At 75.1% G+C, this 26,944-nt stretch carries 25 protein-coding genes; 13 read left to right on the top strand and 12 right to left on the bottom strand.

Going from position 1 to position 26,944, the window contains the following annotated elements:
* Nucleotides 1–752 precede the first annotated feature (752 nt).
* Genes ACFPP6_RS14060 through ACFPP6_RS14050 form a run of 3 tightly spaced genes read left to right on the top strand, consistent with a single transcriptional unit; the run spans nucleotide 753 to nucleotide 5,028 of the window.
* Complete coding sequence (locus tag ACFPP6_RS14060; RefSeq protein ID WP_382041142.1) at nucleotides 753–1,901, top strand: EfeM/EfeO family lipoprotein; 1,149 nt, start codon at nucleotides 753–755, stop codon at nucleotides 1,899–1,901.
* Nucleotides 1,898–3,169 carry an iron uptake transporter deferrochelatase/peroxidase subunit gene (efeB, locus tag ACFPP6_RS14055; RefSeq protein ID WP_382041140.1) on the top strand — a complete coding sequence of 424 codons (1,272 nt, stop codon included), beginning with the start codon at nucleotides 1,898–1,900 and terminating at the stop codon, nucleotides 3,167–3,169. Before ACFPP6_RS14060 ends, efeB begins: the two co-directional genes overlap by 4 nt.
* Nucleotides 3,166–5,028, top strand: a complete 1,863-nt coding sequence (locus ACFPP6_RS14050; protein ID WP_382041137.1) for a phospholipase C — start codon at nucleotides 3,166–3,168, stop codon at nucleotides 5,026–5,028. The genes efeB and ACFPP6_RS14050 overlap by 4 nt, the downstream gene beginning before the upstream one ends.
* A 401-nt stretch (nucleotides 5,029–5,429) precedes the next feature.
* Here ACFPP6_RS14050 and ACFPP6_RS14045 read toward each other — a convergent pair whose 3' ends face one another.
* Nucleotides 5,430–5,834, bottom strand: coding sequence for a BlaI/MecI/CopY family transcriptional regulator (locus ACFPP6_RS14045; RefSeq protein ID WP_382041134.1), 405 nt, complete (start codon nucleotides 5,832–5,834; stop codon nucleotides 5,430–5,432).
* A gap of 263 nt (nucleotides 5,835–6,097) precedes the next feature.
* On the opposite strand from ACFPP6_RS14045, the gene ACFPP6_RS14040 reads away from it, so the two are divergent.
* Entirely contained in the window at nucleotides 6,098–8,059 is a 1,962-nt protein-coding gene (locus ACFPP6_RS14040) for a transglycosylase domain-containing protein (RefSeq protein ID WP_382041131.1), read from the top strand.
* A gap of 75 nt (nucleotides 8,060–8,134) precedes the next feature.
* Here the strand turns inward: ACFPP6_RS14040 and ACFPP6_RS14035 are convergent, their stop codons facing one another.
* Together ACFPP6_RS14035 and ACFPP6_RS14030 are read right to left on the bottom strand one after the other, a co-directional pair.
* Entirely contained in the window at nucleotides 8,135–9,409 is a 1,275-nt protein-coding gene (locus tag ACFPP6_RS14035; protein ID WP_382041129.1) for a polysaccharide deacetylase family protein, read from the bottom strand.
* 68 nt (nucleotides 9,410–9,477) lie between these two features.
* Complete coding sequence (locus tag ACFPP6_RS14030) at nucleotides 9,478–10,179, bottom strand: peptidyl-tRNA hydrolase (protein ID WP_382041126.1); 702 nt, start codon at nucleotides 10,177–10,179, stop codon at nucleotides 9,478–9,480.
* 47 nt (nucleotides 10,180–10,226) lie between these two features.
* Here ACFPP6_RS14030 and ACFPP6_RS14025 point away from each other — a divergent pair, with 47 nt between their 5' ends.
* From ACFPP6_RS14025 to ACFPP6_RS14015, 3 genes are all read left to right on the top strand, one after another.
* Nucleotides 10,227–11,084: an ATP-binding cassette domain-containing protein gene (locus ACFPP6_RS14025; protein ID WP_382041123.1), complete on the top strand. Its 858-nt coding sequence runs from the start codon at nucleotides 10,227–10,229 to the stop codon at nucleotides 11,082–11,084.
* Complete coding sequence (locus tag ACFPP6_RS14020) at nucleotides 11,081–11,749, top strand: ABC transporter (RefSeq protein ID WP_382041122.1); 669 nt, start codon at nucleotides 11,081–11,083, stop codon at nucleotides 11,747–11,749. Before ACFPP6_RS14025 ends, ACFPP6_RS14020 begins: the two co-directional genes overlap by 4 nt.
* 114 nt (nucleotides 11,750–11,863) lie before the next feature.
* Nucleotides 11,864–12,004: a hypothetical protein gene (locus tag ACFPP6_RS14015; RefSeq protein ID WP_173864732.1), complete on the top strand. Its 141-nt coding sequence runs from the start codon at nucleotides 11,864–11,866 to the stop codon at nucleotides 12,002–12,004.
* 3 nt (nucleotides 12,005–12,007) lie between these two features.
* Here the strand turns inward: ACFPP6_RS14015 and ACFPP6_RS14010 are convergent, their stop codons facing one another.
* The 3 genes from ACFPP6_RS14010 to zapE all read right to left on the bottom strand — a co-directional run bounded on the left by ACFPP6_RS14010 (nucleotide 12,008) and on the right by zapE (nucleotide 14,595).
* The gene (locus tag ACFPP6_RS14010) at nucleotides 12,008–12,910 is read right to left on the bottom strand and encodes a polysaccharide deacetylase family protein (protein ID WP_382041120.1); all 903 of its coding nucleotides are present in this window, start codon (nucleotides 12,908–12,910) and stop codon (nucleotides 12,008–12,010) included.
* A gap of 59 nt (nucleotides 12,911–12,969) precedes the next feature.
* Complete coding sequence (locus ACFPP6_RS14005; protein WP_382041117.1) at nucleotides 12,970–13,266, bottom strand: antibiotic biosynthesis monooxygenase family protein; 297 nt, start codon at nucleotides 13,264–13,266, stop codon at nucleotides 12,970–12,972.
* Nucleotides 13,267–13,494: 228 nt separating this feature from the next.
* Nucleotides 13,495–14,595: a cell division protein ZapE gene (gene zapE, locus ACFPP6_RS14000; RefSeq protein ID WP_382041776.1), complete on the bottom strand. Its 1,101-nt coding sequence runs from the start codon at nucleotides 14,593–14,595 to the stop codon at nucleotides 13,495–13,497.
* A 128-nt stretch (nucleotides 14,596–14,723) separates the two neighbouring features.
* Between zapE and ACFPP6_RS13995 the strand changes: the two genes are divergently transcribed.
* Nucleotides 14,724–15,560 carry a pyrimidine reductase family protein gene (locus ACFPP6_RS13995; protein ID WP_382041114.1) on the top strand — a complete coding sequence of 279 codons (837 nt, stop codon included), beginning with the start codon at nucleotides 14,724–14,726 and terminating at the stop codon, nucleotides 15,558–15,560.
* Between the two features lie 161 nt (nucleotides 15,561–15,721).
* On the top strand, nucleotides 15,722–16,222 hold the full coding sequence (locus tag ACFPP6_RS13990; RefSeq protein ID WP_382041111.1) for an indole-3-glycerol phosphate synthase: 501 nt from the start codon (nucleotides 15,722–15,724) through the stop codon (nucleotides 16,220–16,222).
* Nucleotides 16,223–16,315: 93 nt separating this feature from the next.
* Here the strand turns inward: ACFPP6_RS13990 and ACFPP6_RS13985 are convergent, their stop codons facing one another.
* Together ACFPP6_RS13985 and ACFPP6_RS13980 are read right to left on the bottom strand one after the other, a co-directional pair.
* Nucleotides 16,316–17,032 (bottom strand): ABC transporter ATP-binding protein, encoded by a 717-nt coding sequence (locus ACFPP6_RS13985; protein ID WP_382041109.1) that lies wholly within the window; start codon nucleotides 17,030–17,032, stop codon nucleotides 16,316–16,318.
* Complete coding sequence (locus ACFPP6_RS13980) at nucleotides 17,029–18,093, bottom strand: FtsX-like permease family protein (RefSeq protein WP_382041106.1); 1,065 nt, start codon at nucleotides 18,091–18,093, stop codon at nucleotides 17,029–17,031. The genes ACFPP6_RS13985 and ACFPP6_RS13980 overlap by 4 nt, the downstream gene beginning before the upstream one ends.
* A gap of 265 nt (nucleotides 18,094–18,358) precedes the next feature.
* Here ACFPP6_RS13980 and ACFPP6_RS13975 point away from each other — a divergent pair, with 265 nt between their 5' ends.
* The 4 genes from ACFPP6_RS13975 (at nucleotide 18,359) to msrB (ending at nucleotide 22,186) form a co-directional block, all read left to right on the top strand.
* Nucleotides 18,359–19,591, top strand: a complete 1,233-nt coding sequence (locus ACFPP6_RS13975; protein WP_417801537.1) for a sensor histidine kinase — start codon at nucleotides 18,359–18,361, stop codon at nucleotides 19,589–19,591.
* Entirely contained in the window at nucleotides 19,588–20,256 is a 669-nt protein-coding gene (locus tag ACFPP6_RS13970) for a response regulator (RefSeq protein WP_382041102.1), read from the top strand. The genes ACFPP6_RS13975 and ACFPP6_RS13970 overlap by 4 nt, the downstream gene beginning before the upstream one ends.
* 83 nt (nucleotides 20,257–20,339) lie before the next feature.
* Nucleotides 20,340–21,737, top strand: a complete 1,398-nt coding sequence (murC, locus tag ACFPP6_RS13965) for a UDP-N-acetylmuramate--L-alanine ligase (protein ID WP_382041099.1) — start codon at nucleotides 20,340–20,342, stop codon at nucleotides 21,735–21,737.
* A gap of 41 nt (nucleotides 21,738–21,778) precedes the next feature.
* Nucleotides 21,779–22,186 carry a peptide-methionine (R)-S-oxide reductase MsrB gene (gene msrB / locus ACFPP6_RS13960; protein WP_382041097.1) on the top strand — a complete coding sequence of 136 codons (408 nt, stop codon included), beginning with the start codon at nucleotides 21,779–21,781 and terminating at the stop codon, nucleotides 22,184–22,186.
* Between the two features lie 27 nt (nucleotides 22,187–22,213).
* Here the strand turns inward: msrB and ACFPP6_RS13955 are convergent, their stop codons facing one another.
* The 4 genes from ACFPP6_RS13955 to lpdA form a co-directional block, all read right to left on the bottom strand.
* A complete protein-coding gene (locus ACFPP6_RS13955; RefSeq protein ID WP_382041094.1) occupies nucleotides 22,214–22,504 on the bottom strand; it encodes a hypothetical protein in 291 nt (96 codons plus the stop codon).
* A 124-nt stretch (nucleotides 22,505–22,628) separates the two neighbouring features.
* Nucleotides 22,629–24,365, bottom strand: coding sequence for a malto-oligosyltrehalose trehalohydrolase (gene treZ, locus ACFPP6_RS13950; RefSeq protein WP_382041773.1), 1,737 nt, complete (start codon nucleotides 24,363–24,365; stop codon nucleotides 22,629–22,631).
* 45 nt (nucleotides 24,366–24,410) lie between these two features.
* A complete protein-coding gene (locus tag ACFPP6_RS13945) occupies nucleotides 24,411–25,334 on the bottom strand; it encodes a GNAT family protein (protein WP_382041092.1) in 924 nt (307 codons plus the stop codon).
* A 117-nt stretch (nucleotides 25,335–25,451) separates the two neighbouring features.
* On the bottom strand, nucleotides 25,452–26,867 hold the full coding sequence (lpdA, locus tag ACFPP6_RS13940) for a dihydrolipoyl dehydrogenase (protein WP_382041089.1): 1,416 nt from the start codon (nucleotides 26,865–26,867) through the stop codon (nucleotides 25,452–25,454).
* Nucleotides 26,868–26,944: the final 77 nt, after the last annotated feature.

The following is a 26,944-nucleotide window of genomic DNA, read 5'->3' as shown; positions in this document are numbered from 1 at the left end:
ATGCGGTCGCGTGACGTACCGTCAGACGGGTGAAGTCCGGGCGTATTTCCCGACCGGGCGGCCGGTTGCTGCGTAGCCTTGACCATGCGGTCGAGGACCACGGGAAGGCTGCCGTGCCGTGCCGCCGCGCCCGGCGGACGCTCGGGGATGCAGGGTTTCCTCAGGAACCCCTGCGCCGGGCGCCGGCACGCACGGCTGCCGCCCCGTAACTCGACCGCGTTCGTCTTCGCCGCGGACCGGCGCTTCCGCGCCGCCCGGCAACCGGGCCCCGCCGCGACGGCGGTGGCCTCCGCACCGTGCCGGACCGGCCTGGCGGCAGAGGGCCGGCTCGGCACCGCCGGGCAGGTTGCCGGTGGTTGCGCGCCGTTGCGGCGGAGGGAAGCGGGTGCCCCGGCCGTCGGTGCCCGGGGGAGCTCTGTCCGCGTGGCGGGGAACGGCGCGCTGCGGGGTCCACGGGGCCCGGCGCTCCCTGTCCCGCCGCAGCGGCGCGTGACCGCGATGGCGGTGTCCGGCGGTGCCCGGTGGGCGGGATGGAGGTGGCGGTGGCTCGTGAGGGGTGGCGCATGCTGCTGGTCCGGCACCGCCGGGTCGGTCGTGGCGGGCCGCGCGCCGCTGCGGCGGTGGGAAAGAGGCCGGCCCCGCCCTCGGCGGCCCGGCAGGCTTCGGCCGCCGCGATGGCGGTACGCGGGGCGGTGGGGAGGCGTGGGCGGAGGGCCGCCGGCCTCGGCAACCCCTGTCCGGCGCCGCGGCGGGTGGCCGCCCTCGTGGTGGCCGGCGGGACCGTGCTCGTCCTCGCCGGATGCGCGGCGCCCTCTCGTGCTCCCGCCGGCGGCGAGCGCGTCGACGCGAACCCCGGGCGGTGCGGGCACGGATGGCGGCACCCTCGGGCCGGTACGCAGACCTTCACCCTGCACAACACCTCCGGTGCCGCCACCGAGGTCCAGCTCACCGACTCGCGTACCGGCGCCGTCCTCGGTGAGGTCGAGGGGCTGGCGCCCGGGGCCGTGCGGGGGCTTCCGGTGCGGCTCGGGGGCGGCACGTACGCCTTCGTGTGCCTGGGGGACGACACCGACCCCGTCACCGGCCCGGCCGTCCGCGTCCCCGGCGACCCGCGCCGCACCCGCAGCGGCCCCGCCGCCGTCCCGGTGTCCGTGCACGACCTCATCCCGCCCGCCCTGGAATACCAGCGGTGGGTGGGCCGCAGCATGACCCGCCTCGTGGCCGCCACCGACGCCCTGCGCACGGCCGTCCGCTCCGGCGACCGCGCCGCCGCCCGCTCCCGCTGGCTCACCGCCCACCTGGCCTACGCGCGCCTCGGCGCCGCCTACGGGGCCTTCGGCGACGCGGGCGACGCCCTCGACCGCACCACCGCGGGCCTGCCCCGCGGTGTGCGCGACCCGGGCTTCACGGGCTTCCACCGCGTCGAGCACGGCCTCTGGCACCACGAGCGCGCCCCGGGGCTGCGCCGCGCCGCCGACCGGCTCGCCCGCGACGTGCGTGCCCTGCGCGCCGGCTGGGCGCACGCCCGGATGGACCCCGCCGACCTCGGCCGGCGCGCGCACGAGATCCTCGAGGACACCCTGCGGGCCGAGCTGACCGGCCGCACGGACCACGGCAGCGGAAGCGGCCTCGCCACCGCCCGCGCGCACCTCGACGCCACCCGTGCCGTCCTCGCCCCCCTCCGCCCCCTCCTGCGCACCCGCTACCCGGGCCTGCCGGCCCTCGACCGCCGCCTGGACCGCACGGCCCGGATCCTCGACGCCCACGCCCGGCACGGAACGTGGACGCCGCTCGGGCGCCTGGACCGCGCGCAGCGGGCGCGCGTCGACGCCGCCGTCGGCGATCTCACGGAGCGCCTCGCGTCCGTCGCCGCGCTCTGCGACGTACGGAGGACGCCATGAGGCGCCTCTCCTGGCACGTCCCCCGGCGAGGCCTCCTGCGCGGCGCACTGGCGGCAGGCGCCGCGGCCACGCTCACCGCCCCTGCCCCTGCGCCCGCACCCGCGCCCGCCTCCGCCGACGGGCCCCGGGCCGCCGCCGGCCCCCGCTTCCACGGCCCCCACCAGGCCGCGATCCTCACCCCGCCCGCCCGCGCCACGGCCTTCACCTCCTTCGACGTCACCGCCGCCGACCGCCGCGAGCTCGCCGACCTCCTGCGCACCCTCACCGACCGCGCCCGCTTCCTGACCACCGGCGGCACCCCCGCCCCCACCGGCATCACCGCGCCGCCCCCCGACTCCGGCATCCTCGGCCCGTACGTCCCGGCCGACGGCGGACTCGGCGTCACCCTCTCGGCAGGCGCCTCGCTCTTCGACGGCCGCTACGGCCTCGCTGGCCGCGCCCCGCGCCTGCTGCGCACCATGCCCGTCTTCCCCGACGACGACCTCGACCCCGCCTGGTGCCACGGCGACCTCGGCCTCCAGCTGTGCGCCGACAGCCCCGACACCGTCCTGCACGCCCTGCGCGACCTCACCCGCCACACCCGCGGCGGCATGCAGATCCGCTGGCGGATCGACGGCCACACCGCGCCGCCCCGCCCCTCCGGCACGCCCCGCAACCTCTTCGGCTTCAAGGACGGCACTTCCGGCCCCGACCCCCGCGACGCGCGCCTCATGGACCGCCTCGTGTGGACCGCCGCGGACTCCGGCGAACCGCCCTGGGCCACGGGCGGCAGCTACCAGGTCGTCCGGCTGATCCGCATGCTCACCGAGTTCTGGGACCGCATCCCGCTCTCCGAACAGGAGCGCGTCATCGGCCGCAGCCGCGACACCGGCGCGCCCCTCGACGGCGCCCGCGAGAGCGACCCGCCGCGCTACGCCCACGACCCCGAGGGCGAGGTGACCCCCCTGGACAGCCACATCCGCCTGGCCCACCCGCGCACCCCCGGCAGCGAGGCGCACCGGCTGCTGCGCCGCTCGTACAACTACGACCGTGGCGTCGCCGGCAACGGCACCCTCGACCAGGGCCTGCTCTTCTGCTGCTACCAGCGCGACCCCGTGCGCCAGTTCACGACCGTGCAGAAACGTCTCGCCGGAGAGCCGCTGACCGACTACGTCACCCCCTTCGGCGGCGGCTGGTTCTTCGCCCTCCCCGGCGTGCGGGACCGCGCGGACTGGTACGGCCGCGCCCTGCTGGCCGGCGGCACGGGCCGAACGGGAGGAAGCGCATGACCTGTACCCGTATCCGCTTCGGCACGCGTGCGCGTGCCCGCACGCGCAGCCGTCCGAGAAGGGGCGCCCGCCTCGGCGCCGCCTTCGCCGTCCTCGCCACGGCGACCGCCGCGGCCGCCGCCCCGCCCGCGGCCGCGCTGCCGTTCCCCGGCGACCGGACCGAGACCGAGTCGCCGATCGAGCACCTCGTCGTCGTCTTCGACGAGAACGTCTCCTTCGACCACTACTTCGCGACCTACCCGCGGGCCGCCAACACCGACGGCACCCGCTTCGAGGCCTCCCGCGCGACGCCCGCCCGGATCGACAACCTGCGCACGGCCGGGCTGCTGCAGCGCAACCCCAACCAGTACCCGCCCCGCCGCCTGTCCTCCCGGCAGGCCCTGACCTGCGACCAGAACCACTCCTACGGCCCCGAGCAGTACGCGGCCAACGGCGGCAGGGCCGACAAGTTCGTCCAGAACACCGACTCCGGGAAGTGCTCCGGCCGGCTGTTCGGCGAGCCCGGGCTCGTCATGGACTACTACGACGGGAACACCGTCACCGCCCTGTGGAACTACGCCCAGCACTACGCCCTGAACGACCGCTCCTTCAGCACCACCTACGGGCCGTCCACCCCCGGCGCGATCAACCTCGTCTCCGGCCAGACGCACGGCGTCGTCTCCACCGACCCCGCCTCCGGCACGGAGCGGCCGCGGCGCACCGCGAAGCCGGACCCGCGCGTCGTGACCGCGCCCGGCGCCGACGGCGCCGGCACGATCCTCACCGACCCCGACCCGGCGTACGACGACTGCTCCAACCGGGACCGCACCGGGCGCGGCTCCCTCGCCGCCATGACCGGCCGGAACATCGGGGACGTGCTCGGCGAGGAGGACGTCACGTGGGGCTGGTTCCAGGGCGGATTCCGCCCGAGCACGCCCTGGGACGGGCGGCCCGGGCACCACGCGCGCTGCTCCGGCCGCACGCACGCCAACGCCGGGGGAGTGCGGGTGATCGACTACAGCCCGCACCACGAGCCGTTCCAGTACTACCGGTCGACCGCCAACCCGCACCACCTCCCGCCGCGGTCCGTCGCCGAGATCGGCCACGACGGGCAGGCGAACCACCAGTACGACCTCACCGACTTCGACGCGGCGCTGCGCGCCGGGCGGCTGCCCGCCGTGAGCTTCCTCAAGGCCCCCGCCGCGCAGGACGGGCACGCGGGCTACTCCGGGCCCGTGGACGAGCAGCGCTTCCTCGTGGAGTGGATCAACAAGATCCAGAGCGCGCCGCAGTGGGGGAGCACGGCGGTCGTCATCGCCTACGACGACTCCGACGGCTGGTACGACCACGCCTACGCCGCGCCGCGCAACGGCTCCCGCCTCGGGGGCGGGGGGCCGCACGGCAAGCCGCTGGACAGTCCCGCCTGCCGGGCCGGGCCCGCCGCGGCCGGGGGGCACGCGGGGCGGTGCGGGCCGGGGCCGCGGCAGCCGCTGCTGGTGATCTCGCCGTACAGCAAGGTCAACGCCGTCGACCACACGCCGACCGAGCAGACGTCGATCCTCGGCTTCATCGAGTGGAACTGGGGCACCGGTCCCATCGGCGGCTCGTCCTTCGACGCCCGCGCCGGATCGCTGCTGAACATGTTCGACTTCGTGCGGCCCAACGGGAAGCGGGTGCTGCTGAACGCGGACGGCTCCGTGCGCTCGGTCGGGCGCATCGGGGTCGTGGCCCCCGTGCGCACGAAGATCACCGACGGCGCACCGCCGGGGCGGCCCGCTGCCGCCCTGCGCACGCCGGTCGCCTTGGCGGCGGGCGGCACGGCGATGTGCGGGTGCGTGGCGGCAGCGCTGTGGCGCCGCCGGGCGCGCCGCCGGGGCTGAGCCCGCCGCCGTCGCGACAACCCTCCGCCGCGACGGCGAGCAACCACCGGGGTGGTGTCCGGCGGTGCCGGGCCGGCCTGGGGCGGGTTCGGCACCGCCGGGGTGCGCTGTTGTGGCCTCTCGCCGTTGCGGCGGGGGCTTTCCTGCCTGCGGCAAGGAGGCCGGGGCCGGGTGTGCGGCGCTACCGGGCTGTTCCGGCTCTGTCCTTCCGGGGCGGTGTTGCGACACCCCTCCGCCGCGACGGCGAGCAACCACCGGGGTGGTGTCCGGCGGTGCCGGACGGTCCTTCAGCCGGGTTCGGCACCGCCGGGATGCGCCGTCGCTGTTTCTCGCCGTTGCGGCGGGATCTTCTTGCCTGCGGCAAGGGGCACGGCGGGAGCCGGACGTCGCCGGGCGCGGGCCTACCTCGGGGCCGGGAGGGTGCCGTCTGTCAGGAGGGCCCTCAGGAGGAGCGCGTCCGGCAGGGGGAGTTCCGCCACGAAGCGGGCCAGGACCACCTCGCGGTCCGGGAGGGCGTCGAGGATGCGGCACATGCGGCGGGCGGCGAGGCCCGCCTCGTCGGTGACGGGGGCGTACGCGTAGGCGCGCCCGCGCGGGGTCCGGGTGAGGACCTCCTTGCCGTGCAGCCGCGACAGGATCGTCACCACGGTGCTGTAGGTGAGCTCACCGGACAGCCGGGCCTGCACCTCGCGCGGCGTCAGCGGCCCCTCCGCCCGCTGCAGGGCGGCGAGCACCTCGCCCTCCAGCGCCCCGTTCGCCCGGCGTCGGGGGTGGCGCACCGCGACGGTGGGTGTGGCTGTTTCCATGGCGTTGCGGCGTTCCTTCTGCTTCTTTCAATGGGTATGACCCGAGATCTTGTGCTTTTACATTGAAGTAAAACATTACGCTATGGCAGCGGACATCATATGGTCGAGCGGTGTTCGAACGACGAAAAGGGACGCATGCCGCGCATGCCCGGAAACCCTCCGCTCCGGTCGGCCGTTCCTCCGGCCCGGTCGGCCGTTCTTCCGGCTCTTCCGGCCCGGGCCGCCGCAGACGCGCGGCTCCGCGGAAGCGCGGGCTGCGCGGAGTGGGATGGCCGCGCAAGCTGCGCCCCGTCTACCCGCGCCCGGGCCGGCAGGGCTTCCGGCGCTGGATCCCGTCGTGGCGCCAGTTGCTCGGCCTCTTCTCGACCGTCGTGGGCACCGTCGCCGTACTCGTGGGGGTCATGTACGCGCGCACGGACATACCCGCCGACCTCAACGCCTTCGCCACCCAGCAGGACAACGTCTACTACTGGGCCGACGGCACCGAGATGGCCCGCACCGGCGAGATCAACCGGCAGGACACCGACCTGGACAAGGTCCCGGAGCAGGTGCGCTGGGCCGTGCTCGCGGCGGAGAACCAGACCTTCTACTCGGACAGCGGGATCTCGCCCAGCGGCATGGTCCGCGCCGTGACCCGGATGGTGACCGGCGGCAGCACCCAGGGCGGCTCGACGATCACCCAGCAGTACGTGAAGAACGCCTACCTCAACCAGGAGCAGACCTTCACCCGCAAGCTCACCGAGATGTTCATCGCGATCAAGCTCGACAACCGGATGAGCAAGGACGACATCCTGGAGGGCTACCTCAACACGAGCTGGTTCGGCCGCGGCACCTACGGCATCCAGCGCGCCTCCCACGCCTACTACGGCAAGGACGTCTCGCAGCTCAATGTGAGCGAGGGCGCCTTCCTCGCCTCGCTGCTCAAGGGCGCGGGCCTCTACGACCCGGCGCTCGGCAAGAAGAACCACGAGCGGGCGGTGGAGCGCTGGGGCTGGATCCTGGACCGGATGGTCGACGGCGGCAAGCTGTCCAAGGAGGAGCGGGCCCGCTACACGTCCTTCCCCGAGCCGAAGGCCCCGCCCAGGCCGGCCGGCCTGACCGGGCAGACCGGCTACCTCGTGGAGACGGCGCGGGCGTACGTGAGCGCCCACACCCCCGTCACCGAGAAGGACTTCGACCTCGGCGGCTACCAGATCCGCACGACCTTCCAGAAGAGCGCCATGACGGCCCTGACGAAGGCCGCGGAGGACGTGAAGGGCGGGCTCGACCCCGACAAGCGCGCCTCCGACAAGGACGTGCGCATCGGCGCGGCGTCGGTCACCACCGACGGCCGCATCGTCGCCCTCTACGGCGGCCCCGGCTACCTCCAGCAGGGCTTCAACGACGCGAACTCCTCCGTCGTCCCGGCGGGCACGGCCTTCACCCCGTTCGTCTACGCGGCGGCCCTGCGCGACGGCGTCCAGCTGGAGCGCGGCAAGCCCCGTACCCCGGTCTCCCCGGCCACGGTCTACAACGGCGACAACAAGGTGAGCCTGCGCACCCCCGAGGGCCCGTACTGGGACCGCTCCGGAAAGATCGTCAAGGCGGTCAACGACGGCGGGAAGTCCTGGGGGAAGGTGACGCTGAAGGAGGCGGTGGCGCAGTCCGTGAACACCCCGATGATGCAGCTCGGCATGGACGTGGGCCTGGACCGGGCGGGCAAGGCGGCCGTCGACGCGGGCCTGCTGGAGAGCAGCCTCGGCACGAAGCTGCCGGCCTTCTCCCTGGGCACCGCGACCCCCAGCGCCATCCGCATGGCCGGCGCGTACGGCACCTTCGCGGCCCGGGGGCTGCACAGCGAGCCGTTCTCCGTCGACCGGCTGAGCCGCAACGGCAACGAGGTGCCCGTCGAGAAGCCGAAGGCCGAGCGCGTCCTGCCGCAGTCGGTGGCGGTGGCCGTGGACGACGCCCTGCGGGAGGCGGTACGGCGGGGCAGCGCGACGGCGGCCAAGGCGGCCGGCGCCGACGCGGCCGGCAAGCCCGGCACCGGGCAGGGCAACAAGTCCGCGTGGTTCGCCGGCTACCGCGGCACGGTGTCGACCGCCGTGTCGCTCTCCCGCATCGATCCCAAGACGCAGGAGCTGCTGCCGCTGGACGGCCTCGGCGGCGCCCCGAAGGACGCCACCGGCAGCACCTACCCCCTCGACATCTGGACGAAGTACATGGCGAAGGCGCAGCCGCGCTGACACCGAGCCGGCACGGCAAGGGCGCCGGGCTCCCGCCCGGCGCCCCGCGCCGCGCTCTCCCCGGCCGGCCCCGCCCTACTTGACCAGCGTGGACCAGTCCGGCGACTGCGCCGGGTCCAGGCCGCGGAACTTCGCCAGGACCTTGGGGTCCTGGGCGTCCAGCCAGTCGGCGAGCTGCTTGAAGGACACGCAGCGCACGCCCTCCCGCTTGCAGACCGACTTCACGACGTCCTCGACGGCCTTCATGTAGATGCCGCCGTTCCAGTCCTCGAAGTGGTTGCCGACGAACATCGGCGCCCGGCTCCCGTTGTAGACGCGCTCGAAGCCGTTGAGGTAGCCGTCCCGGGTGAGCTTGCGCCACTCCGCGTACTTGGCCGGGTCGCCCTTGGTGTTGTCGCCGGACTGGTTGTAGAGGAAGTTGAAGTCCATCGACAGGACCTGCTTCTCGCTCTTGGGGTACGGCATCAGCTGCAGCGGGAAGTTCCAGATGTCGTTGATCTTGGACGGCCAGATCTGGAAGTCGCCCGGCGAGCTCGCGTCGTAGCGCCAGCCGAACTGCTGCGCCGCGCCCAGCATGTTCTTCTGCCCCTCCAGGCACGGGGCGCGGCCGCCGACCAGCTCCTTCCTGAAGTCGAAGGGCAGCGGCGGGAGGCTCTTCAGGCCGGTGTTCGTCTTCCAGTTCTCGACGAACGAGTACGACTGCTCGATCTCGCTCTTCCACTCGGCGACGCTCCAGTCGCCGCCGCCCTTGCCGCCGCAGAAGTGGCCGTTGAAGTGCGTGCCGATCTCGTTGCCGTCCAGCCACGCGCCGCGCAGCTGGACCAGGGTGTCCTTGATGTGCGGGTCGGTCGCGAAGGATATCGCCGCGTCGCCGGGCTTGTGCTGCGGCGGCTTGTACAGGGACGCCTTCGACTTCGGCAGCAGGTACATGCTGGTGAGGAAGAACGTCATCTTGGCGTTGTTCTCTTCGGCGACCTTGCGGAAGTGCGAGAAGAGGTGGTCGTCGCCCTCCAGCGCGCCGTCCCAGGAGAACACCACGAACTGCGGCGGCTTCTCGCCCGGCTTGAGCTTCTCCGGCTTGGGCTGGTTCGGCTGCGGGCCGGTGTAGGACGTCGATCCGTCCCCGAGCACCTTGACCTTGCCGTCCCACTTCTCCTCGGGCTTCTTGTCCTCCTCGGCCTCGCCGCCCGCCGGGCCGCTCTGCCCGGAGCCCTGGGAGGATGCCGGGGCGGCGCTCTTGCCGCCGTCCTTCTTCTCGTCGGAGTCGCAGGCGGTCAGGCCCATCGCGAGCGCGACGACGGCGCCCGCGGTGACGAGAGCCGTCGCGCCGCGCGCGGTCCTTTTCGACAACTTCTTACCCCCTGGCGCCAAAACAGATGTTCTGCCCGTCAGTATCACAGGTCTCTCTGTGGGCCCCGTCAGCCCCTCTGGACACTTCCGTAGCGCAGCGCGGGGTGCTCCGCGACCACCGTGCACGAGCCCGGCGCGATCTCCGTGAAGCCCGCGTCCCGCACCACCGGCAACCCGCTCGCCGCGAGCTCCGCCCAGCGGGCCGGATCCGCCGTGCGCACCGACAGCGCGAACCCGCTCGCGCGCCAGGCCGCGCGCGCGGCGTCGTCCAGCCCCCACCACGCCAGCTGGGCGCCGTGGCCCGCCTGCGCCATCGCCTTGCCCGCCGACATCTCCAGCTCCGGGCTCATCCACAGCACCGGCCGCGCCGGGTCCGCGGCCGCCGGCGGCTCCGGGTCGTCCAGGTCCGTGCCCGACACCTGCAGCTTCACCAGCTCCTTGGGCCAGCCGTCGAGCGGCACCGGCGGGAAGACCCGCACCTCCGCCCGCTCACCGGTCACCGTGATGCCCGGCAGCGCCGACGCCTTGCGCCACTCCGCGCCGCGCGCCCTGCGCACCACCTTGCGGATCCGGGAGTCCTGCCAGTCCCGTACCGCCCGCGCCCACTCGCCGTCCTCGCCGTCGCTCCCGGTGCCGGCCCGCTCGTCCGCCAGGAGCGTCAGCACGGCGCGCGCCGCGGTCTCCAGAGCGTCGGTGCGGGCGGGCGGGGCGTCCTTCTCGATCCGTACGACGAGGGGCAGGACGAACTGGGGTGCGTCAGGGCTGGTCACGGCCCCCAGTCTGCCAGCCGCCCGGCAGCGCCCCTTAATGTGAGCGGATGAGACTCACGGGGGTGGGCCGCCGCTACGGACTGGGCGGACCGTGGATACTGCGCAATGTCGACCTCGCCCTTCCCGAGGGCAGCCTGCTGCGGGTGGAAGGCGCCAACGGCAGCGGCAAGTCCACGCTGCTGCGCCTGCTCGCGGGCATCGACGCCCCCAGCACCGGCCGGATCACCGGGCGCCCCCGCACCGCCTACGTCCCCGAACGCTTCCCCGCCGCACTGCCGATGACCGCGGGCGCGTACCTCACGCGGCTGGGCCGCATCCACGGCCTCGGCCGCGCGGCCGCCTCGCGCGCCGCACTGGACTGGCTGGAGCGGTTCGGCGCCGGCGCGTACTCCGGAACGCCGCTGTCCGAGCTGTCCAAGGGCACCAGCCAGAAGGTCGCCGTCGCACAGGGCCTCATGGGCACGCCCGGCCTGCTCGTCCTGGACGAGGCGTGGACGGGGCTGGACCGGGCGTCGCGGGGCCTCCTGGACGAGGAGGTCCGCAAGCGGGTGGCGGGCGGAGCGCGGGTGGTCTTCGTCGACCACGATCCGGGGCGGCTGGCGGGGGCGGCGGACGCGGTGCTGCGGGTGGAAGGGGGAGCGGTCCTTCCTCGCCGGGGCTCCGCCCCGGACCCCGGTCCTCGAACGCCGGACGGGCCGAGTGGTTGCCGCATCGTCGCCGAAGGCCCGCCCGGAGCCGTCCTTCCCCCCGGCCTCCCCGGCGCTCCTGCGGTGGAGCCCGCCCGCGGCGACCGCGCCGTCACGCTCACCGTCGCCGCCCCGCACTCCGACGCCCTGCTCCGCGCGCTTCTCACCGCCCGCCCGCCGTGGCACATCCGCTCCGTGACGGAGGTTCCGCACCCGTGATCGCCCTGCTCGGCTACCAGGCCGCCCTCCTCCTGCGCTCCCACCGCTGGCTGCCGCCGCTGCTCCTGTACGGCGCCTCCATGGCGGTCGGGGTGCAGGGCGGGCAGCCGGTCCTCGACTGCGCCGGGTGGGCGGCGGCGACGCTGCTGCCCGTCACCGCGTGGCTGGTCCGGGTGTGCGTGACCAACGAGCCGGCCGCCGCCAGGGACTGCAGCGCCGCCGCGGCCGGGCCCGGGCGGGTGCACCTCGCCGCGATCGGCGTCGCCCTGGGCGCGGCGCTGCTGCTGGCCGTCGCCGGCAGCGCCGTCGTCGCGGCGGTCGGCGACCCGCACACCGCCGGCCGGCGGGCGGCCGTCCCCCTGGGGTCCGCCACCGCCGCGGGGCTGGCGGCCGCAGTGGTGTGCGCGCTGCTGGGGACGGCGGTCGGGGCGCTGTGCAACCGCCCGCTGCTGCGCAGCACCGCGTGGGCGGTGCCGTCCACGGTGCTCGCCGCGTTCCTGGTGCTGTTCGCCGGGGCGTCGCCCGCGAGGGCCGTCGTGACCGGCCTGGTCACGGGCTCCCGTACGGGGGTCGTGAGCATCCCGTGGCTGTCGCTCGCCGCGGCGGGCGCCCTGACGGCCGGAGCCGTGGCGGTGGCCTGCGCGTTCGCCTCCCGGCGCACGTGAGCTCCCTGCGCACGTGAGCTCCGGGCGCACGTGAGCTCCGGGCGCACGTGAACTCCGGGCCCCCGGGGACGACGGGGGCATGGGGGGCGACGGGGTATGGGGGACGATGGGGGCATGAGCGACCACGACGACGAGGCGTTCGCGGACTGCGTGCAGTGCGCGAAGCCCACCGAGTACCCCGCCGACCGCCCCGGCATCACGCTGTGCCCCGTCTGCGAGTGGCAGGAGGCCCAGCGCACGGCGTGCTCGGGCTGACGGTCAGCCCCCGGCGATGAGGTCCGAGACCCGGACGAGCTCGTAGCCGCGGGCCCGCAGTTCCGGCACGATGCGCCGGATCGCCTCCTCGGTGGCGGGCGCGGCGCTGCGCGTGCAGTGCATCACCACGACGGAGCCGGGCTTCACCTGCGCCAGCACCTGGTCCGCGACGGGGCCGGCCTTCTTGGCGAAGGCGTCCCCGCTGACCACGTCCCACTGCACGGCGGTCACCTTCGCCGGGGCGATCTCGCGCAGGACCGCCTCGTCGTAACAGCCCCCGGGGAAGCGGAAGTACGGCACGATGCGCTCCACTCCGGCCTTCCGGAAGGCGGCGAAGGCGCGCTCCACGTCCTGGCGGGCGGTGCCGCGCGCGACGGTGGGCAGGCCGTAGCAGGGGGTGGAGAAGGCGTGGTGGCTGTAGGAGTGGTCGGCCACCTCGAAGAGCGGGTCGCTGCCGATGGACCTGGCCTGGTCGGGGTACTGCTCGGCCCACTTGCCGGTCATGAAGACGGTGGCGGGGGCCTTCAGCCGCCGCAGCGTGGTGATCAGCTGCGGGTTGTCGAACGGCTCCCCGCGTGCGGCGCGCCTGTCCTGATCGGCCGTCATGTCGGCGTCGAAGGTGAGCGCGACGCGCTTGGCGCCGTCGCGCCTGCCGTGGGAGAAGACGGGGGTGGTGCCGCCGGGGCCCGCAGGGAGCGTGGGCGCGGCCGACGACCGTACGGAGGGCGACTCCGCGGAGGGCGGCTGCGGCGCCGGGGCCGAAGTCCGCGGGGACGGCGGGTTCCTGGTGCGCCCGGCCGCGTCGGAGCTGCCGCCGCCGCACGCGGCGAGGGGCAGGCAGAGCAGTGCGGCGAGTGCGGGCGCGAAGGCGTGACGGGCCGGCCGGCGACGGGGGATGGGGATCACATCGGCACTGTATGCCGCACCGCATGCCCGGTGCGCGGGGCCCTCGCGCCCGCAGGTCGTCAGGCGATGACGACGTTGTGCGCCGGGGTGATGACGGGCTGCAGGCCGGCGTGGCCGAGGTCGGCGAGGACGGGGCCGAGGGTCTTGGCCCAGGCCTCCAGCGCCTCGGGGGACTCCCAGACGTCGGTCACCCGCCAGCCTCCGCCCTCCAGGGGGCCGGCGAGGTGGGCGATGAGCCCGGCGGCGGGGATGTCGGCGAGGCGGGTGAAGCCCTGCCCGCCGGTGATGCGGCCGATGACGGCTTCGTAGAGGTCCTGTCCCCCGTCGGGGACGTCGAAGGTGACGATGACGGCCATGGGTGCGCTCCTGGCGGTGGCGGTGGCGGAGAGCCCGGGTGCCGGGCCCGAACACACCCTCCCTCTCCGGGCCGCCGCACGGCAGCCCCGCCGCGGCGGCTCGCGGGCGCACCGGGCGGGGGGCCGTAGGCGCTGGCGCGAGGGCGCGCGAGGGGCGGGCTCACCGCTTGTGGAGCGTGCCGGGCGGGCGGCTCCGCTTCCGGGCCGCCCGCACTCCCACGGCTGCGGTTACGGCTGCGGCTGCTGCGGTTCGACGAGCTGCTTCGCGTCGCGGGCGAGCGCGGTGAGGCGGGATATCGCCCGGAAGTACTTCTTGCGGTAGCCGCCGTTCAGCATCTCCTCGCTGAACAGCTCGTCGAACGGCCGTCCGGAGGCGAGGACCGGTATCTCGCGGTCGTAGAGCCGGTCGGCCAGGACGACCAGGCGCAGGGCCGTGGACTGGTCCGGCACCGGCTCGACGCCGGTCAGGCACACGGCCCGCAGGGAGTCGCACATCGCGCCGTAGCGGCTGGGGTGGACCTTGGAGAGGTGGTCCAGCAGGGCGGGGAAGGCGTCGAGCGACGCGCCCTCGGTCGTTTCAGCCGTACGGGTGACGGTGTCGTCGTCGTACGGGGCGGGGGCCTGCGGCAGGCCGCGGTGGCGGTAGTCCTCGCCGTCGATGCGCAGGGGGCGGAAGTGGGCGGACAGCCCCTGTATCTCGCGCAGGAAGTCGGCGGCGGCGAAGCGGCCCTCGCCGAGCTTGCCCGGCAGTGTGTTGGAGGTCGCGGCGAGCGCGACGCCCGCCTCCACCAGCTTGCCCAGCAGGGTGGAGACGAGGACGGTGTCACCGGGGTCGTCGAGCTCGAACTCGTCGATGCACAGGAGGCGGTGGTCGCTCAGGGTGCGGACGGTCTGCTGGAAGCCCAGGGCGCCGACGAGGTTGGTCAGCTCCACGAAGGTGCCGAAGGCCTTCTGCTCCGGGGCGGCCGGGGTGGCGTGCCACAGGGAGGCCAGCAGGTGGGTCTTGCCGACGCCGTACCCGCCGTCGAGGTAGACGCCGCGGGGGCCGGCCGGGGCGGCCGGCTTCGCCTCGCGCCGGAACCAGCGCTTGCGCCCGCCGCCGGGGGCTGCGCCGAGGCCGGCCGCGAAGCCGCCGAGGACCTGGACGGCCTCGGCCTGGCTGGGCTGGTCGGGCGCCGGTATGTAGTTGTCGAAGCGCACCGTGCCGAAGCGCGGGGGCGGCACCATCTCGGCGACCAGGCGGTCGGCCGGCACGTGCGGGGCGCGCGAGGTGAGCGCGACGGGGGAGCCGGTACCGGCGCCGGATATCGGGCCCGGGGCGTCGGACAGGGCCGACGGGGCCGGCGAGGCGGCTGCGCCGGAAGCGGAGGCGGTGGTGGCTGACACAGCTCTCCAGCCTAGCCGCTGTCCCCCGGCTGCCGGCCGCCGGAAGAGCGAGGCATGTCACACTGCGGCCTATGCGACGCCTGTTCCCGCTCGAATCCCCCGCCTCCTCCAGCTCCTCCGCCTCTCCCTCCCTTTCGACCTCTCCTTCGGCCCCGGCCCGCGCCTCCGCGCAGGAGGACCGGACCTGGGAGCTGGACGAACTGGCCGAGGTCTACGCCTACCCGGAGGAGCCGGGCCCGGCCCGCCACGCCTGGCTGCGCGCGAACATGGTCTCCTCGCTGGACGGCGCGGCCCACCACGACGGGCGCTCGCAGCCGCTGTCCTCCGACGCCGACATGCGCATCTTCGGGACGCTGCGCGGGCTCGCCGACGCCGTCGTCGTGGGCGCGGAGACCGTACGGCAGGAGGGCTACCGGCCCGCGCGGGCCCGGGAGGCCTTCGCGGCGCGCCGGGCGGCGCTCGGCCAGGGGCCCGCGCCGGCGATCGCGGTCGTCAGTGCGGGGCTCGACCTGGACTTCTCCCTTCCGCTCTTCACCGAGCCCCTGGTGCCCACCCTCGTGCTGACGGGCGAGGACGCGCCCGGGGACCGGGTCGCCGCGGCGCGCGAGGCCGGGGCCGAGGTGCTCGTGGCGGGCGAGGGGCGCCGGGTGGACCCGGAGCGGGTGCCGCAGGTGCTGGCGGAACGCGGGCTGACCAGGCTGCTCACCGAGGGCGGCCCGCGGCTGCTGGGACAGTTCGCGGCGGCCGGGGTGCTGGACGAGCTGTGCCTGACGCTCGCCCCGATGGTCGCCGGGGGCACCGCGGCCCGGATCGTGAACGGCCCCGACATGCCCCTGCCGGAACGATTCGTCCTCGCTTCGCTCCTCGAAGAGGCAGGATTTCTCTTCAGCAGGTACCACAGGATCTGACAATCGGCGGAATATCCCGTTCCGGTTAGCCGTCGGTGGGCAGAATTGAATCGGACGCTCCCCAGGGGGCACATGATCGGAACAGGCGGGCCCAGGGGGCACGCAGGATGGTTTCTTTTGGCCGTTGGGCCGGTGGCCCACGAAGGAGAAGGGCTTCCACCGTGTTCACGAGCGTATTGATGATCGAGCAGCCGCTGTCCGCCACCGACGTCGACTTCGTCACCACCCTCCACGACGACCAGATGTCCTTCGTGGTCCTCATGCAGCCCAGAGGCGCCGAGGACCGGCTCCTCCGGGCCATCGACGACGTCGCCCTCGGCGAGCTGGAACGGGCCGTGCACGAGGCCGACGAGCCCGAGGGCGAGCAGGCCGTCCGCCCGGCCGCCCTCGCCCTGGAGCACTCGCTCCGCAGCCTCCGGGACGCGGGCTGCGAGGCCGTCGGGCAGCTCATCGAGGGCCACCCGCTGGACCTGCTGCGGTCCGTGGTCGAGCAGACCCACGCCGACGAGGTGATCGTGCTGACGGCGCCGCACCTGGTGGAGGAGTTCTTCCACCGCGACTGGGCCTCCCGGGCCCGGCACAAGGTCGGCGTGCCCGTGCTCAAGCTCTACGCGCACAACGACGAAGAGGACTACGCCCTGGGCGACGTGCAGGAGCAGTGACCCGGGCGCCGGGTCAGCGGGTCCCGGGTCGGCAGGTCCTGGGCCGGCAGGCGGGTCAGCGGGTCGCGGGTCAGCAGGTCCTGGCCCGGTGGATCAGCGCAGCCGGCCGTCGGCCATGGTGAGCACCCGGTCCGCCCGGCCGAGCAGCTCCCGGTCGTGCGTGACCAGCACCGTCGCCGTCCGGTGCGCCCGCGTCACCTCGGCGAGCAGCTCCACGACCTGCTCGCCGCGCTCCCGGTCCAGCGCCGACGTCGGCTCGTCCACCAGCAGGACGGACGGGCCGCCGGACAGCGCCCGGGCGATGTTCACCCGCTGGCGCTCGCCGCCCGACAGCTGGTGCGGGCGGCGGCGCCGCTTCGCCGCGTCCAGACCCACCGACTCCAGCAGCCCCGCCACCCGCGCCCGGGCGCCCCGCACGCTCCCGCCCCGCACGTGCTCCACGGCCAGCAGCTGCTCCTCGGCGGTCAGCGACGGCAGCAGGTTCGCCTGCTGGAAGACGATGCCGATCCGCTCCCGGCGCAGCGCCGTACGGGCCCGGGCGCTCATCCGCGCGGTGTCCCGGCCCGCCACGGTCACGCGGCCCGTGTCCGGGCGCAGGAGCGTCGCCGCCACCGCGAGCAGGCTCGACTTCCCGGAGCCCGAGGGCCCCGCGACGGCCACGAGCTCCCCGGGCGCCACCTCCAGGGACACCGCGTCGAGGGCGGTCAGCCTGCGGTCGCCGTCCGGATAGGTGAGGCCGACGGCCTCCAGCGACAGAACGGGTGACGGAGCGGCGGACGGAACGGGTCGCGGAACGGGCGCGGTGCTCAACGGGAGGCTCCCAGGGCGGTCAGCGGATCGACGGACGTGATGCGGCGCACGGCGAGCGCGGAGCCGGCCAGCCCCAGCAGCACCATCGCCGCCACCGGCACGGCGACGGTCGCCGCACCCAGCTCGAACGGCACCGAGGACGACGCCAGCGCTCCGCCGGCCGCGCCCGCCGCGGCGCCGAGCGCGGCCCCGGCGGCCAGCACGACCGCCGCCTGCCCGAGGGCGTCCCGCACCAGATAGGCGCTGCTCGCGCCCACGGCCTTGAGCACCGCGACGTCGGGCCTGCGCTGCACCGTCCACACCGTGAAGAAGGCGCCCACGACCAGGGCGCTCACCACGAACAGGAACCCCTGGATCATCCGCAGGGTGCCGTGCTCGGCCGCGTACCCGTCGATGCCGTCCAGCGCCGCGCCGACGCCGGCCGCCTTCGTGGTCCGCGCGGCGGGCCCGTCCGGCCGCCCGCCGCCGTCCACGGCCAGCGCGGTCGGCTGCGCCTGGTGACTCACGCGGTGCCAGGCGGGCAGCGTGGTCCACACGCTCGGGGCGTGGCCGTGGCTGCGGTCGGCGGTGATGCCCGAGACGGTCAGTTCCTCGGTACCGAGGGTGACGCGGTCGCCCGTGCGCACCCCCGTCCCGCGCGCCAGCCGCTCGCTCACCGCCACCCCGCGGCCGTCCGGGGCGGAGCCGGAGACGAGCGGCGGCCGCAGCCGGTCCGGCGTGCCGAACACGCTCACCGACGACGCCTTGCCGCCCGCCGTCAGCCGGGTCATCGCCACGCCGAACGGTTCGGCGGACGTGACGCCCGGGGCCTCCCGCCAGGCCCGCAGCTGCCCGGCGTCCACCGAGCTGTTCGAGAACGAGACCTCCGGCGCGGCCCCGGCGGGCGCGGCGAAGACGATCCGGCCGGCGGGCAGTCCCGCAACGGCCGACGACGCCTCCCGCGCCAGGCCGTCGGTCAGGCCGTAGAGGAAGACCACGAGCGTGGTGATGAGGGTGACGACCGCACCCATCAGGGCGAACCGCCCCCGGGCGAAACGGATGTCACGGAGCGCGACGAACAAGGACCCCTCCCGGGCTCTGTCAGGACCCCTCCACGCTCCCGCGCGGGCGCCCCGCCGCCATCAGGGCAAGGACGGGTCCGCACCCCGTACGTCCGGTGCACCCGAAAATCAATCGAACGGTTGAGGGTTGCGGGGCCGGGTGCCCCGGGCGCGGGCCCGTACGCTCGATCGGGTGAGCCGAACGAGCCTCCCCGCACCCGAGACCGCGCCCGGGCACGCGCGCGTGCCCGTCCGGCCCGCCCTCGCCGCCGGCAGCGGGGCGGAGATGCCCTCCCTGCGGCTGGTCCGGCTCGCGGTGCACGGGGCGTTCTACGTGCTGCTCGCCATCGCCGCCGGCCCCGCCCTGGCCGGGACGGCCCCCGTGGCCGTGCTCCCGCCCGCCGCCGTCCTCGCCGCCGTCCACGGGCTCGGCATCGTCCGCAGCGCCCGGCGCCCCGGCCCCTGGCTCGCCGCCGTCACCGCGCTGTGGCTGCTGCTCCTGGCCCTGGACCACGGCTTCAGCTACGTCGCCTTCCCGCTCTTCTTCCTCTTCCTGCACGCCATGCCGGTCCGCTGGGCGCACCCCGCCGTCGCCGCGGCCACCGCCGCCGTCGTGGCCGCCCAGGCCGGCGCCCCCGGAGGCCTCACCGCCGCCAAGGTGATCGGCCCCGTCGCCGGCGCCGTCGTCGCGATCCTGACCGGCTACGGCTACGCCGCGCTCTACCGGGAGAGCCGCAAGCGCCAGCAGCTCATCGACGACCTCCTGCACACCCGCGACGAGCTCGCCGCCGCCCAGCGCGAGGCCGGACGGCTCGCCGAGCGCCAGCGCCTCGCCCGCGAGATCCACGACACGCTCGCCCAGGGCCTGTCCAGCATCGTCCTCCTCGCCCGCGCCGCGGAGACCGCGAGCCCGGAGGCGGCCCGCGCCCGGATGCGGGAGGCCGGGCGGACCGCCGCCGACAACCTCGCCGAGGCTCGCCGCTTCGTCCGGGCCCTCACCCCGCCCGCCCTGGAGGAGGCGCCGCTGCCCGAGGCGCTGCGCCGCGTGACCGAGCGGACGGTCCCGGGGGCCGTCTTCCGCCTCGACGGCGACCCCTGCGCCCTCCCCATGGAGACCGAGGTCGCCCTGCTGCGCCTCACCCAGGAGGCGCTCGCCAACGTCGCCCGCCACGCGCACGCCGAGCGCACCGCCGTCACCATCGCCTTCCTCGACGGCCAGGTGACCCTCGACGTCTACGACGACGGCATCGGCTTCACCCCCGGGGACGGCCCCGCCGACGGACGCCGGACCTTCGGCCTGCACGGCATGCGCGAACGCATCGCCGCCCTCGGCGGCACCCTCACCGTCGAGTCCGCCCCCGGCGAGGGCACGGTGATCGCCGCGGCGGTGCCGGTGGGTCCCGGGTCCCGGCCCCGGGACGCGGCCGAGCCCGATCCTGCGCCGCTACGGCGATCCGCCACGGCGGCGCAATCCGGCGGCGCCGGACCGGCCGCCGGCACGAAGGGGGCCGCGGCATGAGCGGGCCCGCACACCCGGAAGGCGCCGTCCGCGAGCCCGTCCGCGTCCTGATCGTCGACGACCATCCCGTCGTCCGGCGCGGGCTGCGCGCCATGGTCGACGAGCTCCCCGACGTGGAGGCCGTCGGCGAGGCCGGCGACGGCGCCGAGGCCCTGCGGCTGCTCGACGCCGGCACCCGCCCCGACGTCGTCCTCATGGACCTGCAGATGGGCGCCGGCATGCACGGCGTCGAGGCCACCCGCCGCATCACCGCCCTGCCGGACCCGCCCGCCGTGCTGATCCTCACCACGTACAGCACCGACGCCGACATCCTGGCCGCCGTCGAGGCGGGGGCGACCGGCTACCTCCTCAAGGACGCCCCGCCCGAGGACGTCGCCGCGGCCGTCCAGGCCTCCGCCCGCGGCGAGACGGTCCTCGCGCCGCCCGTCGCCGCGCGCCTGCTCGGCCGCGTGCGGTCGGGCCGCCCGGCGCTGTCGCCGCGCGAGACCGAGATCCTCGGCCTCCTCGCCGAGGGCCTGGCCAACAAGCAGATCTCGCGCCGTCTGTTCATCAGCGAGGCCACGGTCAAGACCCACCTCGTGCACATCTACGGCAAGCTCGGCGTGGACAGCCGCACGGCCGCCATCGCGGCGGGGCTGGCGGGAGGGCTCATCCGGCCGGTGTGACGGGGGCGGCCCGGGCCGCCGTCGCGGGGTGCAAGAATCGCGGTGAGTCGTTTTCCAGTCCCCGACCCCAGGGAGATCCGCACATGGCACCGGCCGTCCCCACGACGATGGACCGACCGCACTTCATCGGCATCGGCGGCGCCGGCATGTCGGGCATCGCGAAGATCCTCGCGCAGCGCGGCGCGGCCGTCGCCGGCAGCGACGCCAAGGACTCCGCGACCGCCGAGGCCCTGCGCGCCCTGGGCGCCACGGTGCACATCGGGCACGCCGCCGAGCACCTGGCCGAGGACGCCACCTGCGTCGTCGTCTCCAGCGCCATCCGCGCCGACAACCCCGAGCTCGCGGCCGCCGCCGAGCGCGGCATCCCCGTCGTGCACCGCTCGGACGCCCTCGCGGGCCTGATGGACGGCCTGCGCCCGATCGCGGTCGCCGGCACGCACGGCAAGACGACCACGACGTCGATGCTCGCCGTCTCCCTCGACGCCCTGGGCCTCGACCCGTCGTACGCCATCGGCGGCGACCTGGACGCCCCCGGCTCCAACGCGCGCCACGGCGCCGGCGAGATCTTCGTGGCGGAGGCGGACGAGAGCGACCGCAGCTTCCACAAGTACGCGCCCGAGGTCGCGATCATCCTCAACGTGGAGCTGGACCACCACGCGAACTACGCGTCGATGGACGAGATCTACGAGTCCTTCGACACCTTCGTCGGCCGGATCCGCCCCGGCGGCACGCTCGTGGTCTCCGCCGACCAGGCGGGCGCCCGCGAGCTGACCGAGCGGGTGTCGGGCCGCTACGACATCGAGGTCGTCACCTACGGCACCGCCGAGGACGCCGACGTCCGCGTCCTCAAGGTCAACCCGCGCGGCCTGACCAGCGAGGTCACCGTCCTGCTGAACGGCAAGATGCTGACCTTCACCGTCTCCGTGCCCGGCAGCCACTACGCGCACAACGCCGTCGCGGCCCTCGCCGCGGGCGTCGCGCTCGGCATCCCCGTGCACAACCTCGCCTCGGCGCTCGGCAAGTACACCGGCGTCAAGCGCCGCCTCCAGCTCAAGGGCGAGGCGAACGGCGTGCAGGTCATCGACTCCTACGCGCACCACCCCACCGAGATGACCGCCGACCTGGAGGCGATCCGCGGTGCGGTCGGCGCCGGCTCGCGCATCCTCGTCGTCTTCCAGCCGCACCTGTTCTCCCGCACCCAGGAGCTCGGCACCGAGATGGGCCAGGCCCTCGCCCTCGCCGACGCCTCGGTCGTCCTGGACATCTACCCGGCCCGCGAGGACCCGGTCCCGGGCGTCACCAGCGCCCTGATCATCGACGCCGCGGCGGCCGCCGGCGCCGACGTGCGCGCCGAGCACGACATGGCGGCGATCCCGGACGTGGTCGCGGGAATGGCCCGCCCCGGGGACCTCGTTCTGACCATGGGCGCCGGTGACGTGACGGACCTCGGTCCGCGCATCCTGGCCCGCCTGGAGAGCTGACCGCACCGGCGGACAGCCGCGACCCCCGGAAGGCGTGCGAGATGGCGTACGAGGTCGAGAAGACGGACGAGCAGTGGCGGGCGGAGCTCTCCCCCGCGGAGTACCAGGTGCTCCGCAAGGCCGGCACCGAACCCGCCTTCCGGGGCGAGTACACCGACACCAGGACTGCGGGCGTCTACTCCTGCCGCGCCTGCGGCGCGGAGCTGTTCCGCTCCACGGAAAAGTTCGAGAGCCACTGCGGCTGGCCCAGCTTCTACGACCCGAAGGACTCCTCCGCCGTCGAGCTGATCGACGACCGCTCGCACGGCATGGTCCGCACCGAGGTCCGCTGCGCCCGCTGCGGCTCCCACCTCGGCCACGTCTTCGCGGGCGAGGGCTATCCCACCCCCACCGACCAGCGCTACTGCATCAACTCCATCGCCCTGCGCCTGGAGCCGGCGGGGGACTGAGACCGCGGGAGGGCCGCGGCCGCCGCCTCACTTGCGCTCGGCGAGGCCCTTCTTCAGGTCGTCGTAGTTCATGACGGGAAGCAGCTCGACGTCGGCTTCCATCTCCAGCAGGAGCGACTCCAGCGTGGCGGGTATCTGCGACGGGTCCGCCAGGTCGAAGACGAGCGTGCAGGTGCGGCCGCCGTCCATGGGGCCGAAGTAGGCGGCTTCGGGCTTGGTCCGGTCCATCAGGTCCTGCACGAACTTCGGCAGATCGCCACGCTTGTAGGCCTCGTTCGAAGCGTGGGTGTCCAGCCGGGCCCTGAGCATCATGCGCATGGCTCATCGTCCCCTCGGGGCGACCCACCGCGCCCGGCGCTCCGGCTCCGCGCTCACTGAGGCGCGGATGCGCCCACCCTCAGCGTCTCTCCGGCCCCGCCCCGCCGCAACGCAGGCGCGGCGGTCAGCCGCACCGCAGCACGGCCGCCGAGGCGGGCGGCAGGTGCAGCAGGCCGTCCGGGCCGGGGAGGCCGACCGGTTGCCAGGCGGCCAGGACCTCGCGCACGGCGGCGTCGCCCAGGGGCAGCGCCGCGGGCCCGTCCGTCGGGTTGACGGCCGTGCACAGGCTGCCGCGGCGCAGGACGGCCGTGCCGCCGGGGCCCACGGTGACCGCCGTGGCGGAGAGCGGGCCGGAGCCGGGTGCGGCGCGGCGCAGGGCGATCAGGCGGCGGTGCCACTCCAGCAGGGCGCGGTGCGGCTCGCGTTCCGGCTCGTCCCAGTCCAGGCAGGAGCGGGCGCGGGTGGCCGGGTCCTGCGGGTCGGGGATCTCCTCCGCGGCCCAGCCGTGCGCGGCGAACTCGCGCCGGCGGCCGGTGCGGACCGCCTCGGCCAGCTGCGGGTCGGTGTGGTCGGTGAAGAACTGCCAGGGGGTGCGCGCCCCCCACTCCTCGCCCATGAACAGCATCGGGGTGAACGGCCCGCCGAGGACGAGCGCCGCGGCGCAGGCCAGCAGCCCGGGGGAGAGGCGGGCGGAGAGCCGGTCGCCCAGGGCGCGGTTGCCGATCTGGTCGTGGTTCTGGGCGTAGCCCAGGAGGCGCCGGGCCGGGGTGCCCGGGGCGAGGGGCCGGCCGTGCGGGCGCCCGCGGAAGGAGGAGTGCGTGCCGTCGTGGAAGAAGCCGCCCCGCAGCGTCTTGCCGAGCGCCGCGGCGGGGTCGGCGGCGAAGTCGGCGTAGTAGCCCTGGGACTCGCCGGTCAGGACGGTGTGCAGGGCGTGGTGGAAGTCGTCGTTCCACTGGGCGTGCAGGCCCAGGCCGCCCGCCTCGCGCGGCGTGGTGGTGGCCGGGTCGTTCAGGTCGGACTCGGCGACGAGGAACAGCGGCCGGCCCAGCCGGGCGGCCAGGGCGTCCACGGCGCCGGAGAGCTCGGCGAGGAAGTGCTTGGGCCGGGTGTCCGCGAGGGCGTGCACGGCGTCCAGCCGCAGCCCGTCCAGCCGGTAGTCGCGCAGCCAGGCCAGCGCACTGCCCGTCAGGTACGCGCGCACCTCGTCGGAGCCGGGGGCATCCAGGTTGACGGCGGCGCCCCACGGCGTGTGGTGGGTGTCGGTGAAGTACGGCCCGAAGGCGGGCAGGTGGTTGCCGGAGGGGCCGAGGTGGTTGTGCACCACGTCCAGGACGACGCCGAGGCCGAGGGCGTGCGCCGCGTCCACGAACCGGCACAGCCCCGCGGGCCCGCCGTAGGGCTCGTGGACGGCCCACGGCGACACGCCCTCGTACCCCCAGCCGTGCGTGCCGGGGAAGGGGCAGACGGGCATCAGCTCCACGTGGGTGACGCCCAGCGCGGCGAGGTGCGGCAGGCGCGCGGCCGCGGCGTCGAAGGTGCCCTCGCGGGTGAACGTGCCCACGTGCAGCTCGTAGAGGACGGCGCCGGGCAGCGGGCGGCCCGCCCACTCCTGCCGCCACGGGAAGCGCCCGGGGTCGGTGACGGCGCTCGGCCCGTCGGGCCCGTCGGGCTGCCGGCGCGAGCGCGGGTCGGGCCGCACGGGGCCGCCGTCCAGGGCGAATCCGTAGCGGGTGCCCTCCCCGCCGGGGGCCTCGCAGCGCCACCAGCCGTCCCGGGCCGGGTCCCGCTCCATCGCGTGCGCCCGGCCGCCGGCGTGCAGCTGCACCCGGCCGGCCCGCGGCGCCCACACCTCGAACAGCACGGGCGGCTCCTTCCCGACGGCAGTGCTGTCCATGGTGCCCCGTGGTCAGGCCCCGCGGGCCGGAAGCAGGTCGATCCGCTCCTGCAGGACGGGGTAGCCCGCCTTCGCGAAGCCCGCCGCCATCGGCAGGTTGCCCTGGTCGGTGGCGGCCGCGATGCGCGTGGCGCCCCGGGACACCAGGTCGTGCGTGCACTCCACGAGCAGGTCGTAGCCGTAGCCGCGGCCGCGCTGCCCGGCGACGACGCCGAGGTAGCCCACGCACGGCCCGGCGGGGTTGTGCGCGGGGATGTGCAGGCCGACCAGTTCGCCGCTGGGCGTGAAGGCGAGCCGCCACCACTCCCGGGGCGAGGGCAGCCAGGTGAGGAAGGCCATGGCGTCGTCGACGGCGGCTTCCAGGCCGAGTTCGGCGACGTTCTTGCGGTCGTGCGCGTCGAGCGTGTCCTCCATGGTGCGGCCCAGCACGTCGCGGATGACGGCGTCGTCGGGCTCGGGGCGGAAGACCAGCCGGCCGGGGCGCTCGGGCAGCGGGCAGCCGGTGGTCCACTCGTAGCGGAAGCGCTCGACCAGCACCTGCATCCCGGCGGCCTCGGCCACCGCGACGCGCGCCTCCACGGCGGCCCGGACTTCCGGCATCTCCCGCCAGCCGGGCGGGGCCATCAGGGCGTACTCGGAGCGCAGGGGAGAGATGCGCAGCAGGCGGGTGGCCGCCTCCTCCTCGCCCTCGGCGAAGTCGAACCAGTCCAGGGCCTTGGGGGTCTCGTCGCCGGGCCCGCCCCACCAGGCGGCGCGGGCGACGACCTCACCGTCGCGCAGCGCCACCCAGGTCCAGTCGGGGCGGTACTCCCCGCCCCGGTGCACGGGTACGTAGGTGTGGCCGAAGGCGCCCTTGCCGACGAGGGCGGGCACGTCGAGGGCCGAGAACAGTTCGGTGTCGCGCTCGGTGAGCGCACGGATGACCAGCTGGGTCATGGGGTCCTTCCGGAGAGGCCGTTGCGCTGGATGCGCACCGCCTAGGAAGGCCCATGCGACCCCCGTCCGTCCACCGATTTCTCGCGGATGCCGCTTTCCCGCGGACACCGGCTTCGCTCAGATCTGGTGCAGCCCGCGCCCGGCCAGCGACAGCATCACCTCGCCCACCGCCTCCGACAGCGTCGGGTGCGGGTGGACGTGCTGGGCGACGTCGGCCGTGTCCGCGTCCCAGCCGACGACCAGCTGGCTCTCCGCGATCATCTCCGAGACGTGCGGGCCCACCAGGTGGACGCCGAGCACCCGGCCGCCGCCCTTCTCGGCGACGACCTTCACCACGCCGCCCTGACCGTGCACCATGCCCTTGGCCACGGCCGTCAGCGGCATCGAGTTGACCTCGGCGTCGTGCCCGCGCTCGCGCGCCTCGTCCTCCGTCAGGCCGACGGAGGCCGTCTGCGGACCGGAGTACGTGACGCGCGGCACGGCGGCGTAGTCGACCGGCCGCGGCGTACGCCCGGCGAGGGTCTCGGCGACCAGCAGCCCCTCCGCGAAGGAGGCGTGGGCCAGGCCGGGGGAGGGCGGCGGCAGCAGGTCGCCGACGACGTGGACGCCCGGTACGGCCGTCTCCAGGCGCGACCAGTCGGCCGGGGGGACGAAGCCGCGGGCGTCGGTGGCGAGCCCGGCCGCCGCCAGGCCGAGGCCGTCGGTGACCGGCACCCGGCCCACGGCCACCAGCAGCCGCTCCGCCTCCAGCGTGCGCACCTCTCCGCGGGCGGTGCGGAGCGTGGCCCGCACCCCGCCCTCGTGGACGACGGCGTCCTCCAGCCGCGCGCCCGCCAGGACGTCGATGCCCCGCTTCTTCAGACCCCGCGTCAGGTACCGGCTCACGTCGGCGTCCTCCAGCGGCAGCAGCCGCTCCGCCGCCTCCACGAGCGTCACCTCGGCGCCCATGGAGCGGTGCAGGGAGGCGTACTCGACACCGATGGCGCCCCCGCCCAGCACGAGCACCGAGCCGGGCAGCCCCGGCGCGAACAGGGCGTCGTCGCTGGTGACCACGCGCGCCCCGTCGGGCTCCAGGCCCGGCAGGGTGCGCGGCCGGGAACCGGTGGCCAGCACGACGCCCCGCCGGGCCGTCCACGCGGCACCTGCCTCGGGGCCCGAGCCGATCCGCACCGTCCGCGGGCCCGTCAGCGTCGCGGTCCCCCGCACCACGCGCACGCCTGCGTGCGCCAGATGCCCCTCCACACCCCGGTGGTTGCGGGCGACGATGTCGTCGCGGGTCGCGGTGAGCGCGGACCAGTCGACCGACTCCAGGGTCGCCTTCACCCCCCACCGCTCGCGCGCCTCCGCGATGCCGTCCACCAGCTCCGCCGCGTGCAGCATCGCCTTGCTGGGTATGCAGCCGCGGTGCAGACACGTGCCGCCCACCAGGTCGCGTTCCGCGAGGACGACGTCGAGGCCCAGCGCTGCGGCCCGCAGGGCGGTGCTGTAGCCGCCGGTGCCGCCACCGATCACGATCACATCTGTTTCGTGCATGTCTTCACCCTGCGCCGTCAGGGATTATGAGTCCAACGCAACGTTTCGATCGACCCCATGAACAGAGGTCATGGGGT

This window comes from Streptomyces aureoversilis (assembly GCF_042657885.1).
Classification (GTDB): domain Bacteria; phylum Actinomycetota; class Actinomycetes; order Streptomycetales; family Streptomycetaceae; genus Streptomyces; species Streptomyces aureoversilis.
Note: the sequence above shows the minus strand (reverse complement) of the source record. Positions and strands in the feature narration are given on the sequence as shown.

Excerpts from the sequence above, each read along its gene's own strand:
- efeB (WP_382041140.1), top strand. The coding sequence starts at position 1,898 with ATGAGGCGCCTCTCCTGGCACGTCCCCCGGCGAGGCCTCCTGCGCGGC.
- ACFPP6_RS13995 (WP_382041114.1), top strand. The coding sequence starts at position 14,724 with ATGCGACGCCTGTTCCCGCTCGAATCCCCCGCCTCCTCCAGCTCCTCC.
- murC (WP_382041099.1), top strand. The coding sequence starts at position 20,340 with ATGGCACCGGCCGTCCCCACGACGATGGACCGACCGCACTTCATCGGC.
- ACFPP6_RS13975 (WP_417801537.1), top strand. The coding sequence starts at position 18,359 with ATGCCCTCCCTGCGGCTGGTCCGGCTCGCGGTGCACGGGGCGTTCTAC.
- ACFPP6_RS13970 (WP_382041102.1), top strand. The coding sequence starts at position 19,588 with ATGAGCGGGCCCGCACACCCGGAAGGCGCCGTCCGCGAGCCCGTCCGC.
- ACFPP6_RS13955 (WP_382041094.1), bottom strand. The coding sequence starts at position 22,504 with ATGCGCATGATGCTCAGGGCCCGGCTGGACACCCACGCTTCGAACGAG.
- ACFPP6_RS13945 (WP_382041092.1), bottom strand. The coding sequence starts at position 25,334 with ATGACCCAGCTGGTCATCCGTGCGCTCACCGAGCGCGACACCGAACTG.
- ACFPP6_RS14005 (WP_382041117.1), bottom strand. The coding sequence starts at position 13,266 with ATGGCCGTCATCGTCACCTTCGACGTCCCCGACGGGGGACAGGACCTC.
- ACFPP6_RS14045 (WP_382041134.1), bottom strand. The coding sequence starts at position 5,834 with ATGGAAACAGCCACACCCACCGTCGCGGTGCGCCACCCCCGACGCCGG.
- msrB (WP_382041097.1), top strand. The coding sequence starts at position 21,779 with ATGGCGTACGAGGTCGAGAAGACGGACGAGCAGTGGCGGGCGGAGCTC.
- ACFPP6_RS14025 (WP_382041123.1), top strand. The coding sequence starts at position 10,227 with ATGAGACTCACGGGGGTGGGCCGCCGCTACGGACTGGGCGGACCGTGG.
- ACFPP6_RS14015 (WP_173864732.1), top strand. The coding sequence starts at position 11,864 with ATGAGCGACCACGACGACGAGGCGTTCGCGGACTGCGTGCAGTGCGCG.
- ACFPP6_RS14050 (WP_382041137.1), top strand. The coding sequence starts at position 3,166 with ATGACCTGTACCCGTATCCGCTTCGGCACGCGTGCGCGTGCCCGCACG.
- lpdA (WP_382041089.1), bottom strand. The coding sequence starts at position 26,867 with ATGCACGAAACAGATGTGATCGTGATCGGTGGCGGCACCGGCGGCTAC.